General features: G+C 39.6%; 13 protein-coding genes. 10 read left to right on the top strand and 3 right to left on the bottom strand.

The window, feature by feature from the left end; genetic code table 11:
- The first annotated feature begins 695 nt into the window (after positions 1-695).
- The 4 genes from FBF75_RS18165 (at position 696) to FBF75_RS18145 (ending at position 8,978) form a co-directional block, all read left to right on the top strand.
- The gene (locus FBF75_RS18165) at positions 696-6,839 is read left to right on the top strand and encodes a SpaA isopeptide-forming pilin-related protein (RefSeq protein WP_136945052.1); all 6,144 of its coding nucleotides are present in this window, start codon (positions 696-698) and stop codon (positions 6,837-6,839) included.
- Positions 6,840-6,860: 21 nt separating this feature from the next.
- On the top strand, positions 6,861-7,463 hold the full coding sequence (locus tag FBF75_RS18160) for a class D sortase (RefSeq protein WP_017358814.1): 603 nt from the start codon (positions 6,861-6,863) through the stop codon (positions 7,461-7,463).
- Entirely contained in the window at positions 7,456-7,782 is a 327-nt protein-coding gene (locus FBF75_RS18155; protein ID WP_017358815.1) for a hypothetical protein, read from the top strand. The genes FBF75_RS18160 and FBF75_RS18155 overlap by 8 nt, the downstream gene beginning before the upstream one ends.
- Positions 7,783-8,165: 383 nt before the next feature.
- Entirely contained in the window at positions 8,166-8,978 is an 813-nt protein-coding gene (locus FBF75_RS18145; RefSeq protein WP_136945051.1) for a leucine-rich repeat domain-containing protein, read from the top strand.
- A gap of 40 nt (positions 8,979-9,018) precedes the next feature.
- On the opposite strand, the gene FBF75_RS18140 is transcribed toward FBF75_RS18145, so the two are convergent.
- The 3 genes from FBF75_RS18140 to FBF75_RS18130 form a co-directional block, all read right to left on the bottom strand.
- Entirely contained in the window at positions 9,019-9,333 is a 315-nt protein-coding gene (locus tag FBF75_RS18140; protein ID WP_017366853.1) for a DMT family transporter, read from the bottom strand.
- Positions 9,334-9,678 carry a DMT family transporter gene (locus tag FBF75_RS18135; protein WP_003217798.1) on the bottom strand — a complete coding sequence of 115 codons (345 nt, stop codon included), beginning with the start codon at positions 9,676-9,678 and terminating at the stop codon, positions 9,334-9,336.
- 80 nt (positions 9,679-9,758) lie between these two features.
- Positions 9,759-10,316, bottom strand: a complete 558-nt coding sequence (locus FBF75_RS18130) for a TetR family transcriptional regulator (protein WP_169476140.1) — start codon at positions 10,314-10,316, stop codon at positions 9,759-9,761.
- Between the two features lie 185 nt (positions 10,317-10,501).
- On the opposite strand from FBF75_RS18130, the gene FBF75_RS18125 reads away from it, so the two are divergent.
- The 6 genes from FBF75_RS18125 to FBF75_RS18100 all read left to right on the top strand — a co-directional run bounded on the left by FBF75_RS18125 (position 10,502) and on the right by FBF75_RS18100 (position 16,203).
- The gene (locus tag FBF75_RS18125; RefSeq protein WP_007496656.1) at positions 10,502-11,050 is read left to right on the top strand and encodes a VanZ family protein; all 549 of its coding nucleotides are present in this window, start codon (positions 10,502-10,504) and stop codon (positions 11,048-11,050) included.
- Positions 11,047-11,511, top strand: a complete 465-nt coding sequence (locus tag FBF75_RS18120; RefSeq protein WP_136945049.1) for a DUF6884 domain-containing protein — start codon at positions 11,047-11,049, stop codon at positions 11,509-11,511. The genes FBF75_RS18125 and FBF75_RS18120 overlap by 4 nt, the downstream gene beginning before the upstream one ends.
- A gap of 150 nt (positions 11,512-11,661) precedes the next feature.
- Positions 11,662-12,291: a rhamnogalacturonan acetylesterase gene (locus tag FBF75_RS18115; protein ID WP_017358823.1), complete on the top strand. Its 630-nt coding sequence runs from the start codon at positions 11,662-11,664 to the stop codon at positions 12,289-12,291.
- A 153-nt stretch (positions 12,292-12,444) separates the two neighbouring features.
- A complete protein-coding gene (locus FBF75_RS18110; RefSeq protein WP_007496663.1) occupies positions 12,445-13,485 on the top strand; it encodes an NAD(P)/FAD-dependent oxidoreductase in 1,041 nt (346 codons plus the stop codon).
- A gap of 75 nt (positions 13,486-13,560) precedes the next feature.
- Positions 13,561-15,165, top strand: coding sequence for a helix-turn-helix domain-containing protein (locus FBF75_RS18105; protein ID WP_136945048.1), 1,605 nt, complete (start codon positions 13,561-13,563; stop codon positions 15,163-15,165).
- A 111-nt stretch (positions 15,166-15,276) separates the two neighbouring features.
- Positions 15,277-16,203, top strand: a complete 927-nt coding sequence (locus FBF75_RS18100) for an ABC transporter substrate-binding protein (RefSeq protein ID WP_169476138.1) — start codon at positions 15,277-15,279, stop codon at positions 16,201-16,203.
- The last annotated feature ends 8 nt before the right edge of the window (positions 16,204-16,211 follow it).

Raw genomic sequence — 16,211 nt, 5'->3', positions numbered from 1 at the left:
CCTTCCCTTGGCTTGCCTTTATATTATGAAGTTCACTTAAAGAACATTTTAATTTCTAAATAGGCATAAAATGATTTTAATGTTTAGGCTAAATCGTTTTGTCTTCACTTTTCATGATAAAAGAGAAAAAAATTAGACGAAAACAAATGTTATACCCTAATTCTCCATATCTTTCTTTTAAAAGATGATAAGTATGCCATGAATCCCATAAAAATGGATCATTTTGTTTATTTTTTTGCTGCTCAAACGGTAAAAGTAAGAATAAAAAGCATCGGCTTTTTGATTACCATATGGAAGGGAGTAGAAGGAATGCGATCTATATGATGCTGAACTATCTCACCATACATACCATATGATACATGCTTATTTTATATGAACGTTCTATATGTGAATACATGCTTATATATGCATGTACTAATCATTTGTTGTTCATTCCAGTATAAATAGAAAAATTCACATTTATTCTTTTCATGTTCCCTCTCACTATTCCCCATTGCTATAGACCCCTATCCAGCTACTATATCTACTACTCATGATGACCTTTCAAACTCATGGTTGATCAACTCATTTTATTCATAGGGTCTTAAGATGCAATTTTTAGAAAAATTTGATCAGAAGCGGAGTGATTGATCAGACAGTATACAAATGATTTTTTAATTGTTGTTGAAAAATAATTGTAGAAAAGGGTGGATGTATTGAAAAGAATATTATCGGTGGCACTGATGACCGTGTTAGTCATACAGTCTAGTATATTAGGAATCTTGCCTTTAGCAGGGGCACAAGCTAAAGACATTCAAGAGAATATCTATGGGAATATTGAGTTTGCTGATAGCGAAGGCAACAAGTTATCAAACATAGAAGATCAGCAAGTTAGAAAGGCCATTGTGCATTGGTCTATCAAAGGAATTGATCTCAAAAAGCAGTATCCGTATATTCTCTCTCTTCCATCAGTCATTCAGGTAGAGAAGGAGCAGAAAGAACGCATTACTGTCGATGACATCCCTGTTGGTGAGTATACCGTTTCAAAACAAAATGAAGTGACTGTCACATTCAATGAGGATATTGAGCTTGATCCGAATTTAGAAGGATCTATAGATATTGACGTCACCAGTATAGCTGAGAAAAAAGAGAAAACAAAGCAAAATGAGCATAAAGAAAATCTTTCAAAAGATGATTCAACCTCATCGGAGAAAGACAAAGCTGCTAACAATCAAGAAACTGTTCAAAAGACACAAAGCGATGAAGATGAGTTACTAAAAAACAAAGTGAACGTGTCTAATCGTGTAGGGCTGCAAAGTGTTTCAAAACAAATGCAGATACAAGAAAATCTCCTTACTGATGCCAAATTAATTTTTGAAGATCAGGAAGGTAATTCAGTTGATAAGCCTGACGTCAACTCACTGATTTCCATTAACTATAAGTGGGCCATCCCGAATGGTCATAACTATAATGGCGGGGATGAATTCCATTTCAAGGTTCCAGAGGAATTAGTCATTTACGAAAAAATCGATCGACTCGAGATGAAATTTAATCAATCGATCATTGGTTATTTTTCTGTAGATGAAAGCGGAAATGCCTCCATCGAGTTCACAGATTTTATTAAACAATATTCAAATATCCAAGGAACACTTCAAGTATGGACACAATTAGATAAACAAACAGTGATCACTGAAGAAAAAGAAGTGGTGATTACCCCGATTGAAGGCAAAGATACGATATCGATTCCGATTCAATACATTCCAAATGGTCCAAATGTCTCTAAAAAGGGAGAACCCAATCGATCTTACAATGCTGAAACCATTCAATGGACAGTCGATTTTAATATGGACTTAGATGATGTGAAACAAGCGAAACTGTTAGATCCGATTCAAGAAGGTCAAGCGTTAAAAAAAGATTCAATCAAGCTTTATCGTGTAGATACAAAGCTAAATGGTGAAACATCGCTTGGACAGCTGCTTGACGAAAACCACTACACCATCGGCCAAACAGCAGATGGTCAAGATTTCACGATCGAATTTAAAGATGACGTGCATCTCGCTTACCGTTTAATGTATGAAACGGACATTACGAATCAAGATCAGTCTGCGTTTCGTAATAAAGCGTCCCTTGTCTCTGCTGATAAAGAGATTAGTTCAGCAGAAGGAACAGTGAATGTGACAAGAGGCAGTCCTTTAAATAAAAAAGCCGCCCACTACGATCCAGTCACTCAAACGATTACTTGGGAAATTCGGTATAACTATAACGAAAAAAAGTTGGCTCAAAAGGATGCTTTAATAGAAGACTTCTTTAACGGTACACAGGCGCTAATATCTGATTCAATTCAAGTCAAAGAAGTCACAATTGATGAGAATGGCAAAGAATCAGGAACAAAAGCGTTTGAAGATTATGTGGTTCAACCTCAAAAAAAGGATGAACAAAACGGGTTTACCTTGCAATTCAATCAAGATATCCAATCGGCTTACCTGATCACATATCAAACAAAAGCAACCGAGCGAATTTTCGAAGCTGAAGACATTATCAATACTGTAACAGCTGGCAAAGAGAGCGAACAAGGGAAGCAAAGAATTGATCAGCAAATCCTAACGAAAGACCACGGAACACCGAATTACAAGAACAAGACCATTCCATGGCGTATCATCTTCAACAAAGATCAACAAACCATGAACAACGTAATATTAAAAGATACGTTTACAAACGAAGGATTGACGCTGCAAAAAGATAGTTTAAAAGTGACGACAGGTAATACAGTGCTTGAAGAAGGCACAGATTATCAAATCGTTGAACATGCAAATGGATTTGATATTCAATTTATGAAAGAAATCAAGACAGAACATACCATCACATATACAACGTCTTTTGATTATGAAAAAAGAGCAGATAAAGATCAAAAGAACCTGCGTAACCATGTAAAACTTGAATGGGTAAATGAAGATGGCAAGGATTTGACGAAGGAAAACCAATCTGTCTTTACGCCTGACACATACACGCAGTCAAATGGGTTCAAGAATGGAACATATGATGCAAAGAAAAAAGAGATCACATGGAATATCGGTGTGAACTATAATTTGAAACATCTAGAAGAGGCGAAAATCGAGGATTTCATTCAAGGAAATCAGCGTTTGCTTAAAGATTCAATTATCGTCTACTCGCTTGATTTACAAGGCGGGGAAAATGGTGCGGAAGAAAAAGAAGTATTAGCGAAAGAACATTATGACATCAAATTCCTTGAAAATGAAAAGGGAGAATCAGGCTTCGAAGTCATTTTCAAACATGCCATTGATTCCCCATACAAAATCACGTATCAAACAAGTGTTGAAGGAATGGATTTAGTACAGAAAACCTACGAAAATAAAGCGACCCTTTATGATGGGAAGACGAAAGAATCAGACGTGAATGCTGTGGTGTCCATTCCAAATGGAGGGAAATACACGAGCAAGTCAGGAAATCAACAAGGGAAAGTCATTGATTGGAAACTGAATATCAACTTTGGTCAATCAACAGTCCAAGATGCGACGATTATAGACCATCCGAGCAGTAATCAAGCCATAATAGAAAACTCATTTCATCTGTATTCGACAACAATAGATGAAAAAGGGCAAGTGACTAAAAAGGATGAGCTTGAAAAAGGGAAGGATTATGAACTAGACCTTGAATTCGATCCAGATTCTTTTCAAATCAAATTTAAAGAAGAAATCACGAGACCCTATATTTTAGAATACCAATCTCTCATTTTAGATAAGGTGGGAAGTACACTTCAAAACGAAGTAACGTTTAGAGGTGAAAATGTAAAAGAAATCAAAAAGGAATCCGAAGCCTCAATTGTGGTCAAACGTACCGCTGGCATGGGAGATGGCACAGGAGCGATTGGCGCTTTAACCATTCATAAGGTAGATGCGAGTAGTGGAAAAGCGCTAAAAGGAGCAACCTTTTCTCTGACAGATGCTGCGAGCGGTATCGTCATTGGAACAAAGACAACAGATGAAGAAGGAGCTCTTCGATTTGATCGTCTTCTGTATGGTGACTATATCGTGACAGAAGAGAAAGCACCTGATGGTTATTTGAAAACGAAGGAACCGATCAATGTCACGATTGATCAGCCTTACGAATCAGGAGATCAAACGAAAACAGGAAATAGCATGACGGTGCAAAACCAAGAAATCCGCCAGCATGTGAAGCTCACGAAAAAAGACAAAGAAACGGGTACGGCATTAGAAAATGCAGAATTTGAACTGAGAAATGAATCCGGAGATACCGTCCAAACCCATTTGAAAACGGATGAAAAAGGAGAAATCCTATTCAAACATCTTGAGCCAGGTTCCTATTATTTTGTTGAAACAAACGCACCGAAAGGCTATCAATTAAATCAGCAAAAATGGCCGTTCACCATTAAAGAAAATCAAACAGAAACAACGGTTGTCACCGCAGTAAATGACATCATCAAAGGCTCTGCAGAATTGAGCAAAATAGGTGAAGGCGGAGAGAGACTAGAAGGTGCACAGTTCAAGCTCTTAGATCAAGATGGGCATGAGCTAAATGGTGCGCTTGTCACAGGAAAAGATGGCAAGATCACGATCAATGAACTAAGACCGGGTTCGTATCAGCTCATCGAAACAAACGCACCAGACGGTTATGTATTAGATGAAACACCCATCACATTTGAAGTACCACTCGATCCAAAAGAACCAGTCATCATTTCACAAAAGAACCTCTATGAAACAAGTGCATTAGAAGTGATGAAAGAAGGGGAAGATGGCAAGAAGCTTCAAGATGTTCGATTTGAAGTCTTGGATCAAAATGACAAAGTCGTGCGTAAAGATTTGACAACAGATGAAGATGGGAAGCTGTTGGTCGATGACCTCAAACCGGGCAAATATCAGCTTGTGGAGACAGAGAGTATTGATGGTTACCAAAAGAAAAATAAACCTTATCCGTTTACCATCGAAATCGCACAAAAAAAACCGGCAGAGATCAAAGTGATCAATGATCTCAAAACTGGAGCTGTCCAGCTCACGAAACTCGGTGAAAAGAATGATGTGCTTGAAGGAGCAGAATTCAAGCTAGTAGATGCAAATGGAAAAGAGATAAAAACAGGTCTTGTCACAGATGAGAACGGGAAGATCATCGTCAACGATCTGAAACCTGGAACCTATCAGTTTGTTGAAACGAAGGCGCCATTCGGTCATGAGCTTGACGAAACACCTGTCACTTTTGCTATTCCATTTAACCCTGAGAAGCTGGTCAGTGTGACAAAAGAAAATAGCCGCACAACTGGCGGAGTGCTGTTACACAAAAAAGGTGAAGATGGGAAATCATTAGAAGGGGTTGTCTTTGATCTATCTGATGCCAAAGGAAAGATTGTGGCAGGAGGAGAAGGAATTACAACCAATCAGGATGGAAAGATTACCTTCACAGGTCTTAAACCTGGAACCTATCAATTTGTTGAAAGAAAGAGTCTTGAAGGCTATGAATTGAGTGCGAAACCACTTGTCTTTGAAGTTGAATTAGGTCAAAAAGACTTGATTCAAGTGGAGGCAATCAATCAGCTCAAGAAAGGTTCTGTAGAACTAACTAAAATAGGGGAAGAAAAAGAAAGATTGAAAGGCGCAGAATTTACCCTGTTCAATGACGATGGTAAAGAATTGATGTCAGGTTTAACAACCAACGAAAAAGGCATCATCACTGTCAACGATTTGAAACCAGGCGCTTACCAATTGGTTGAAACGAAGGCTCCTTTTGGACATCAACTTGATGCAGAACCAGTAGACTTCAAGATTGATTTCAATCCAAATCAACTGGTGAAAGTGACGAAAGAAAATATTCGGACGACAAGTGCTGTGAAGCTTGAGAAAAAAGGGGAGGATGGTCAGTTGCTCGCTGGCGTGACCTTTGACCTGATTGATGCGCACGATCAGCGTGTGAAGAAAGACTTAAAGACAGACAAAAACGGTCAACTGACAATCGATCAACTGAAGCCAGGAACCTACCAATTTGTCGAAACAGCAAGCATTGCCGGCTATGAATTGGATCAGACACCTGTCTCATTTACGATTCGATTAGGTCAAGACAAACCCACAAAAGTAGAAATGATCAACAAACTGACGCCGGGAGCAGTGGAACTGACCAAAGTAGATGATGAGGGACACACGCTGGAAAACGCAGAGTTTGCTCTTCAGAGTAAAGACGGGAAAACGCTGAAGAAATCACTTGTAACGGATCAAAAAGGAAAGCTTCACATCAACGATCTAAAACCGGGAGAATATCAATTCGTTGAAACGAAAGCGCCTCACGGCTATGAATTAGATGATCAGCCGATCCGGTTTACGATTGAGAAAAATCAGCAGAAGCCTCTTCAATTAACAGCGAAGAATCACTTGATTTTAGGAAGTCTGCGTATCATAAAGGTAGACCAGCAGACTGATAGAACCTTAAAAGGTGCAGCCTTTGACATTCGTACAAAAGCTGGGAAAACGATAAAATCTGTGACAACAGGAAAAGACGGAGAAGCCATTGTCAAAGGGCTTAAACCTGGTGAATATACACTCACAGAGACGAAAGCTCCAAATGGTTATGTAGCGTTAAAAAAACCACTCGCTTTTACAATTCAAATGGGCGAAGTGGAGATCAAGACATTGATTGTGAAAAATGCTCCAATGAAGAATGAAGAGGACCACACGAATCCTCCAGCCTCAGATCAAGGGGATCAACATCCGCCTCATGACTCAAACGGTGAATTGCCAAAGACGGGAGAAGAATGGCTACGTTATTTGATGTATGCAGGGATTTTACTAGTAGTGTCTGGAACTGTTCTTCTTGTAGTCAGAAGAAGAACCATTCAGTAAAAGAAAGGAACGAGTGTATTGATGAAAAAAAGAACCTTATTAGGCAGCTTTTTGGTGGTCGCAGGACTAATGCTCATCTCCGTTCCTTTTCTATATGAGTGGCGAACGTCTCAAGAGGCAGCAGCCATGGAAGAGGCATTGAAAATGATTGAAGAAAATGACAGTGATGCCCTTTCTTCTATTCCACATTTAACTGTGTCAGAAGAAGACCTGCGAGATACGATGGAGCTTGAGATCCCGTCAATTGATTTAAATGAAAAAGTGCTACCTGTTACAACAAAAGAAAATCTAAGTATTGCACTGACTCAAATCAAATCTCATCAAATGCCAGGGGAAGGAAATTTCACGATTGCAGGCCATAGAGGGTATAGAGGCGACCGGCTTTTCCGACAGCTGCCAGAGGTGCCTAAAGGAGAAAAAGTCGTCTTACATCATCAAGCAGAAACATACGAATACAAAATTGTCAGCTCTGCTACGATAGAACCGACGGATGTTGATGTACTAAAGGATCGCGGGAAAAATGAACTGACATTGATCACTTGTACTCTTGATGGTCAGAAACGATTTGTCTTAAAAGGAATACGAATCAATGCTTCAAAGGATAAGCAACCGTCGGATGTATAACACCAACATAATAGATGATGAGTTTGATGGAAAAGCAACGCTCACGACCGACATGTTACACCAATTGTTAGTAGAGCATTATCCCACTTTAAAAAACGAACGTTGGGATGTGGATATAGATACAATTCGGACTTCGCCTATTCTTCATCCTTTATTAAGAAAAAAGCTTCCGATAGGTATTGAAAAATTCACATGTGTTTTGTTCACGCAGCAGACAGGGTCCTTTGGAGAGCCTTTGATTGTGTATTTTTTATTGGATGAAAAAGGGGAATCGATTTACGCAATGGATCTCTTGCTTGAGCAGCATGATCCACATTAAACGAGAAATAAAAAAGCAAGATCTTTAATGAACGGGTTCGGTTTTAAGGTGGGAAAATTGTATTAGTCATATAATGAGGACTCTAATTCGTATATGAATTGGAGTTCTTTTATTTGTTTATATGAAAGAGTACAAGCTATCGTCAAGACCTGTGCAGAATATATGGAGTATAGTGAAAGCGAAGTCGTTGATATGTTGTTGCTCCATATTTTAGATGATAAAGATTTTATAAAATGAATTGAAAACAGACGTAATCATCGGCGGATTGTGGTTAAACGGACCAAAGAAGACCATCTAGATTTTATCCCTTTCCCTGTTTCTTCGGAAAAACTCTGATAAAATTCATTTAGATATCCATCATTTGTAGGTGTGGAGGTAAAAGAATGTTAAAAGAAGACCCTGAATATATTTTTCGTCATGATGCACGACCAGAAGCTGTTCATGATTTAGCCGATGTAGATGAAAATGCCACTGAGTTAGTAATCACAGGTAAAATTAAAAATATTGAAAGGTTGAACTCTTTTTCTAACCTGACGAAATTGTGGATTTACAAAGTGAGCCAAAAGGAATTCAATACGATCTTGAGCTTAGTTAATCCCAAAATGCTCTATATGCGTGAACTGAGAGTAGAAGATTTATCAATCATCAGTTCTCTTCAAGATGTTGAGGTATTGTCACTTGAATGGAATACAAAGGCACAAAGTTTATGGGATCTATCAAAAAACACTTTTTTAAAATCTTTATCCTTAACAGATTTTTCAAAGTTGAATGACATAGCTCCTTTGCAAAAAAACACTGGTTTAGAATGGTTGCAATTGTCAGGTGGGATTTGGAATACATTAAACTTAAATACTCTACAACCTTTAAGATACCTCAAGAATTTAAAATATCTGTGCTTATCAAATATAAAAGTGAAGGACGAGTCTTTAGAGCCAATATCGGCATTAGAGGGACTCAAGGAACTTGACATTTCAAACCAATTCCCGACAGAAGAATACGCTAGATTATCCGTCACCCTTCCAAATACGAAGTGTGATCGTTTTGCACCATACATCTTTTTATCAAGTCCTATTGTAGATAAAGATGTAATGGTAATTGGAAAGCGGAAACCGAAAATAAATTCAAAAGTCGATGGGGAAAAGTTGAAAAAATACGAAAAACAATTTAAAGCGTACCAAGAAAAGTATAAAAATTAACTTAAAAAGCAATGGATAATCTATTCCATTGCTTTTTCTATTACGCAAATAACTTCAGCCCAACGACGCCAATCACAATCAGCAGCAAGCTGAGGATACGAATCATGTTTTTCGGCTCTTTAAATAGAATCATATTAAACAAGACAGAACCCGCTGTTCCAAGTCCAATCCAAACCGTATAGGCAACGGAGACTTGAACGGAAGAGAACGAGGCGTACAAAAACAAAAAGGATAAGGCAAATCCGCCGACAAATAACATGCCTGTCGTGAGTTGCTTTTTCTTACTAAACATATTGAGACCAATGGTTCCGCCAATTTCACAGGCAGAGGCCAACAGTACAAAAAACCAGCCCATTTATACCGCTTCTCCTTTCTGCTCATGTGCATCTCCATCAGACACCTTCAGTCCAATAATTCCGAGAATTAAAATGCCCATAAATAAAAGCTTTTCTAATGAAAACGAACCGCCGAACAGCGCATAATCCATCAAAGATGTACCAATCGTTCCAACTCCTGCAAACACGGCGTACACAGTCCCTGTCGGCAGCTTCTCGCAGGCTTTCATTAAAAAATAAAAATCAACCGGGATCAGGCAGATAATGATCGCCCACTCCCACACAGCATCAGCTCTATTTAAACCAAACACCCAAAGTAATTCAAATAAACATGTGAGTGCAACATACATCCAGCTTTTTTTCATCGTATTTCCTCCTAAAACTGAAAACTGACGATTCGTCATTTCGAAGCCAAAAAAGAGCGTACAGCAAGTGCTGTACTAAGTTAAGGTGTCTCTATGCCAAGTGCGTAAAGGAGAAATTGCTTCACCTCTCGTTTTTGAATCAGAACCTCTTCTGTATCTGTTTCTGTAAATAAGTACATTTGCTCAGCTGATGATTCAAGTAAACCGATAATGAATTTCGCAGCAGATTGACAGTTCAAGTTCGCACGTACTCTTTTGTCCTGTTTTGCCTTATCTAAAAAAGAAGCGACCCATTTGTAAATCGGTTCATAAATATCTTCCCATTCCTTTAAATGCTCGGTGGCAGCTAAACCTGAATACGTTAGGGCAAGAACATCACGGTATTGTCTTGTAAAAGAGAAAATAAATTCAACTAGTGCATCTGCTTGATCAAGTACATCCGCATGCTGAGTGAGTTCCTTTTCAATGGCAGGGACCATCTGTGCGATTAGATGTTCAGCGATGGCAGGCATGACAGACAGCTTTGAAGGAAAATATAAATAAAAAGTTCCTTGCGCTACTCCTGCTGTTTTCACAATATCCGATATAGTCGTCTTTTCAATTCCCTTCTCTTTAAAGGCATCAATCGCAGCAAGCATAATTTTTTCTCGTTTTGACACAGGATCACCGACCTTAAAATGACTGAATGTCAGTCAGTATACCGAGAAAATGACGATTTGTCAATATCGCATGAATTGTGAGAATAAGTGATGAATAGATACAGGAAAGCCTGAATAACCTGTAATATGGTCAAGCATGGTGTAAGAAAGGGGCAGCTATTTGTATGACATCCAGTGCTATGTTTTCAATGGCTTATTTTCTTCTGCTCGTCCCGTTCTATCTAACTATGAGATATAGGCTGGCAAAAAAACAGCAACGTTTTATCTATTTACGAACAGAAATGGTCCTTGCTTTTCTATTTGTATATACGAATGTTCTCTTTTATTTAACGGTCTTTCCGAATCGCTTTTCAGCACCAAAAGATCAAGTGAGCGTCAATCTGATTCCCTTCCACTCCATTCAACAAAACCTACACGCCTTTCAGCATGGCTATCCAAACCTTGTCTTGTTAAATTTGGCAGGGAACATTCTCTTATTTGTGCCGCTCGGTTTTTTTCTATATCAAGCCTTTCGGACATGTCGCTTTCAAAAGGCGGTGCTGGCTGGGTTGATCTTGTCAGCGATCATCGAAATCCTTCAATGGATATTCTCACAATCTGGTATGATTACAAGAAGCAGCGATATAGATGATATTCTCTTAAATACACTTGGCACAGCGCTAGGTTGTATGTTGTATCGGATGTATCAACGAAGGAAGGAGAAAATCAAGTGAAGCGAGTTTGTATCATTCCATGTGGCGCCAAGAAAATATGGGACGTCCATCCAGAGGCAGGGAGCCAGCCGGCGAACCTCGTTTATTTAAGTCCGCTGCATCAGCGTACGAAAAGCTATGCCCGAACGTTCTTTTCAGACTACCTAATTATTTCAGCGAAGCATGGATTCTTAAAGGCAGATGATATTATTCATGAAAATTATGATGTGGCTTTTGGTACACCGCATACTAATCAGATAACAAGAGAAGCACTAAGTCAGCAATTTCATGAAAAACATCTCACTGCATATGATGAATTAGTGATACTAGGTGGAAAGAAATATCGAAAGGTGATCGATCCGTTATTACTTCCTCATCAGACAGCGATTTATCCGCTGGCTCCATATAAAGGAATTGGCTATATGCTTCAGGCGTTAAAGCAAGCCGTTGAGACAAAAGTAGAACTTCCGCCGCATATTTAACGTATTCACATCTACCGGTAAGCAGGGTTTTGATCATTAAAAAGAGAATGAATGAAGTAGCGATGCTGATTGTTTCATATCTTTTCAGCAGCCACTTGGATGTCCGCATCGCTTATTAGAGTGGCTAGATGAAAAAGGAGGCGTATGAACATGACAACCATCTATTTAGCTGGTGATTCAACCGTTTCATCTTACCCAGATCGTCCTGTTCAAGGAGGGTGGGGAGAGTTTTTACATCGCTACACAGCGCAGGGTGTGAGCGTCGACAACCGCGCAATCGGTGGAAGAAGCTCAAAAACATTCATTGAAGAAGGACGGCTTGATAAAATATTAGCTGACATTCAGCCTGGGGACTGGCTGTTTACACAAATGGGGCACAATGATGCTTCAACGGAGAAGCCGGAACGGCATACAGATCCTTTCACAACGTATAAAAGCTATTTGTCTCAATATATTCACGGAGCAAGAGCGAAAGGAGCTACACCGCTTTTATTAACGCCAGTCGGCCGCTTTCATGAAAAAGACGGAGAATATATCAATGATTTCCCTGACTACTGTGCCGCGATGAAAGAACTAGCCGATGAAGAAGAAGTTCTTCTCGTTGATTTAAATACAGTTAGTCTCCAGTTTTATCAAATTTCCGGCATAGAGAAAACGACTTCTTACTTTATGCTGTCAACAGGTATAGAGGATCGCACGCACTTTACAAAAGAAGGGGCAGATGCGATTGCAAGACTTGTTTCGCTGGAATTAAAGGACCTTGGATTAACGATTGTGTGATGGCTGACAGGACGAGAAAGCGCTCGTCCTGTTCTTTTTTTGCAGAAAGCTATTGATTCCCTTCACCAGAGTAGACTACAATAGGTACATATGATAATGAGAATCAATATCACTTATAAATAGATCAATCGATGAAAAACTGGAGGGACTCAAATGACAGAACAACTTGAATTGTTTGACGTTACCATTATTGGCGGCGGTCCAGCAGGAATGTACACCGCCTTTTATAGTGGGATGCGGGATTTAAAGACGAAGGTACTGGAGTATAACGAAAGCCTTGGCGGAAAAATCCTCTTATATCCTGAAAAAGTCATATGGGATGTGGGTGGTTTGCCACCAACAAGAGGTGAACAGCTGATCCAGCAGCTAGAAACGCAGGCGAAAACATTTGAACCAGAGATTGCGTTGAATCAAAAAATCACGCAATTCGAGCGGGATGAGAATGGTCATATCCTGCTGACGGCTGAAAATGGCGATCGTCATTTGACAAAGACCCTCATCTTAGCGATGGGTCACGGAATTCCAGTTCAGCGAAAACTTGAAATCGAGCATGCAGACCGTTATGAAGTAACAAACCTTTATTACACTGTGCAGGAGCTAAAGACGTTTGCAGGAAAGCGGGTGGTCATCTCTGGAGGCGGAGATTCAGCTGTTGATTGGGCCAATGCCCTCGTTCCAATTGCTGAAAGTGTGACCGTTGTGCATCGTCGTGATATGTTTGGTGGACATGAAAAAAACGTCGCCAACATGAAAGCATCTAGTGCTCGCATTCTCACACCGCATGAACTCACAGAGCTTCATGGTCAAGGTGACAAAATTGAAGCCGTCACCATTCAGCACTTAGAAACAGGCGACATCGAACGAATCGAAACCGATGCTGTCATCGTCAACCATGGCATGAAAGGTGATTTAAGCGTTCTATCAGAATGGGGACTCAAGCAAGGTGAGTGGGGACTCATCGAGGTCAATGAAAAGATGGAAACCAATTTACCTGGCGTCTATGCAGTTGGCGACTTATGCACACATAAAAGTAAAGTGCGTTTAATTGCCGGTACGTTTGTTGATGGAGTCAATGCACTCAATAGCGCAAAGCTATACATCGAACCAGAAGCAGAAAAAGTAGCGTACGTGTCTTCACATAATGAACGCTTTAAAGAGAAAAACAAAGAATTACAAACGGCTGGAGCGCGATAATCACCATTCAGTCAGACATTGAAGTGCTAAAATGGTTTATTTTAGCACTTTTTTATATGGAAGGAGAAAGAGAAAATGACCGCCTATAATCATACAATTCTTCGCATGAAAGAAAGCAGTAAACGATCTCTTTCTGTGAAACAAACGGACTCATGGCAAACATCTTCACTGATGTTCTTGACTACGGACGGTGCGGTGAGAGTTGACATGGAAGGAATTCGATATGAGCTAAATGCAAAAGACAGTGTGTTGATCCGCTCAGGAATAGATGTCATGGTTGAATCTTTATCCAGCGAGCAAGTGGTGATCTATACTGTCACATTTGATCAATTCACTCTGGCACATGATGCACAAAATGAATTGGTCTATAAGGTGAATCACGATGACCTCCCTGATAACGGTGAAGTGGTGAAAGGCTCTCCCGTCCTTTTTTCTTACATCAAACAAATACAGACGAGCCAAATCATACAAGAACAGGCGAAATGGCTGGAAGAAATCATGTTCATTTTCCGCAAACAATCCAAGCCATACAACGAAAAAGTGCATTATTCGATTAACATGATCTTGCAGTATATGGCTGAGCATTATGATCAAAAACTAACAAGAAAAGACTTAGCTCATAAGATGGGGTTTCATGAGAGTTACTTTTCTACCTTTTTCAAACAAAGTATGGGGATGAGTGTGACAGAATACATTGCACAAATTCGAATAGACGAAGCCAAAAAACGTCTTCTGCAAACAGACGATCAAATTCAAATCATAGCACGGCAAGTCGGGTATGCAGACAGTTTATATTTCAGCAGGAAGTTCCGTCAAAAAACAGGAAGAACGCCCAGTCAGTTTCGAATGAACCGAAGACCAGAGCGGATTGCTGCTTTTCAATTTGTCGGGTTATTGGTTGCAATAGGCATTGAGCCTGTTTGTATTGACGAAGAAACCGATCTCCATTCAGATATACTCAAAGAACATCTGGCCAGTTCGCTTATCATAAATGAACATACGCCTGATGACGTCTTTAAATCACTTCAATTAGATGTCATCATCGTCCCTAACTATTATTATTCAAAACCTGCATTGATCAAGCGATTGGAGCAAATCGCACCTGTTCTTGTTCTGCCATACGCTGGTCATCATGCTGTACAAGATGTACTGTCTATAGGACGCCTTTTAGGAAGAGAAAATGAGGCAAACGATTGGGTGAAACGATTTGAACAACTTAGTCAACAGGCAAGAAACACCCTGTCTTCCTTTAGAGAAAAAGGCGAGACCGTTGCAATCTATGAAATGAGAGGACATGACAAAGTGTATATGTGGTCCTATGAGGCAAGAGGGGCCTTCTATCTTTACGAAACGCTTGGCTTAAAACCTCCAAAAGCCATTTTAGAAGAAGTTCTTCTTCCTAATCAACATACAGTCATTCCTTTAGAGAGACTTGGAGAATACGAGGCGGATCATATGTTTTTTATTGTCTCTGACCAATATGGGTGGTATAAGCAAATGGACAAGCGAATGGAAGAAAGTGATGTTCTTCGTCAATTATCGGCTGTGAAAAATGGTACCTTTTATCCAGTAAAACTGGAGGAGTTTCGATTTGATGAAGGAGAGCGTGCACTTCTTTTGATGGACCGGTTTGTCTCTCAGTTGACACAGCCAGCCTATCCAACAATTGTCCATATGTAAGTTGCGAGAATCCTCCATAGACCACTACGGGTGAGGTTGATAGAATACATGAGACTAGTAATTGATAACTATTCTCATTTGTAGTTGCGAAAATGAAGGAGGAATATGGAGATGAAAAAGACGTATTGGATATGTGCTGTCATTCTTCTAATGATATTGACGGCTTGTGGCAATAAAGAACAAGCCAAAACAGCAGAATCAAAGCAAGAAACGAAAACGGTTGAAACAGTGAAAGGAAAGATAGAGATTCCAGCTGAACCTAAACGAATTCTTGTAGATGGATATTTAGGGAGTGTGATTGCACTTGACGTTCAGCCTGTTGGATCGACAACGCAGGATTTAAAGAACGTACACTTAAAGGGCAAGATAAAAGGAATAGAGGACATCAGTGACGAGCGTTCAGCTGAAAAAGCACTTAGCTTAAAGCCTGATCTGATTATCACAGCCGTACAGGATGAAAAAGTCTATGATGTGTACAAAAAAATAGCCCCTACCATCGTGTATCCTTACGGTTCTTTCAAAGATGCACATGAAGAATTAACGACGCTGGCAAAAATTTTAAATAAAGAAGAGGAAGGAAAAGCATTCCTCACCGCCTTCGATCAACGAATTGAGGCTGCTAGGAAAAAAGTGAAGTCTGCTTTAAAAGAGAATGAAACGGTCTCGATCATGGGCGCTTTTAAAAATGATGTCTATGTATATGGTAACGGAATTTATCGAGGCGGGCAGGCATTATATCAGCAATTACAGGTAAACCCGCCAAAACAGGTCAGAGATACAATTTTAAAAAGTAAAACAGGGTATGAAGTCATTTCTTATGAAACCCTTCCTGAATATGCAGGAGACTACATTTTCATTGATGAAAGCAACGGCGGAACATTTGATAAAAACAATTCTATTTGGAAGAGTCTAGAATCTGTCAAAAAAGAGCAGACCTATCAAATGGATACAGAGTTCTTCTGGCCTTACGATCCGATTGCAGTAGCCAATCAAGCGGAAGAGTTTGCTGACATATTGACAGAAATGTCTGATCGGTAGGAGGTCTG

The sequence above is a fragment of the Bacillus sp. S2(2019) genome (assembly GCF_005144805.1).
Lineage (GTDB): Bacteria > Bacillota > Bacilli > Bacillales > Bacillaceae > Bacillus > Bacillus altitudinis.
The sequence above is the reverse complement of the archived record's forward strand: the minus strand, read 5'-3'. Positions and strand labels throughout refer to the sequence as shown.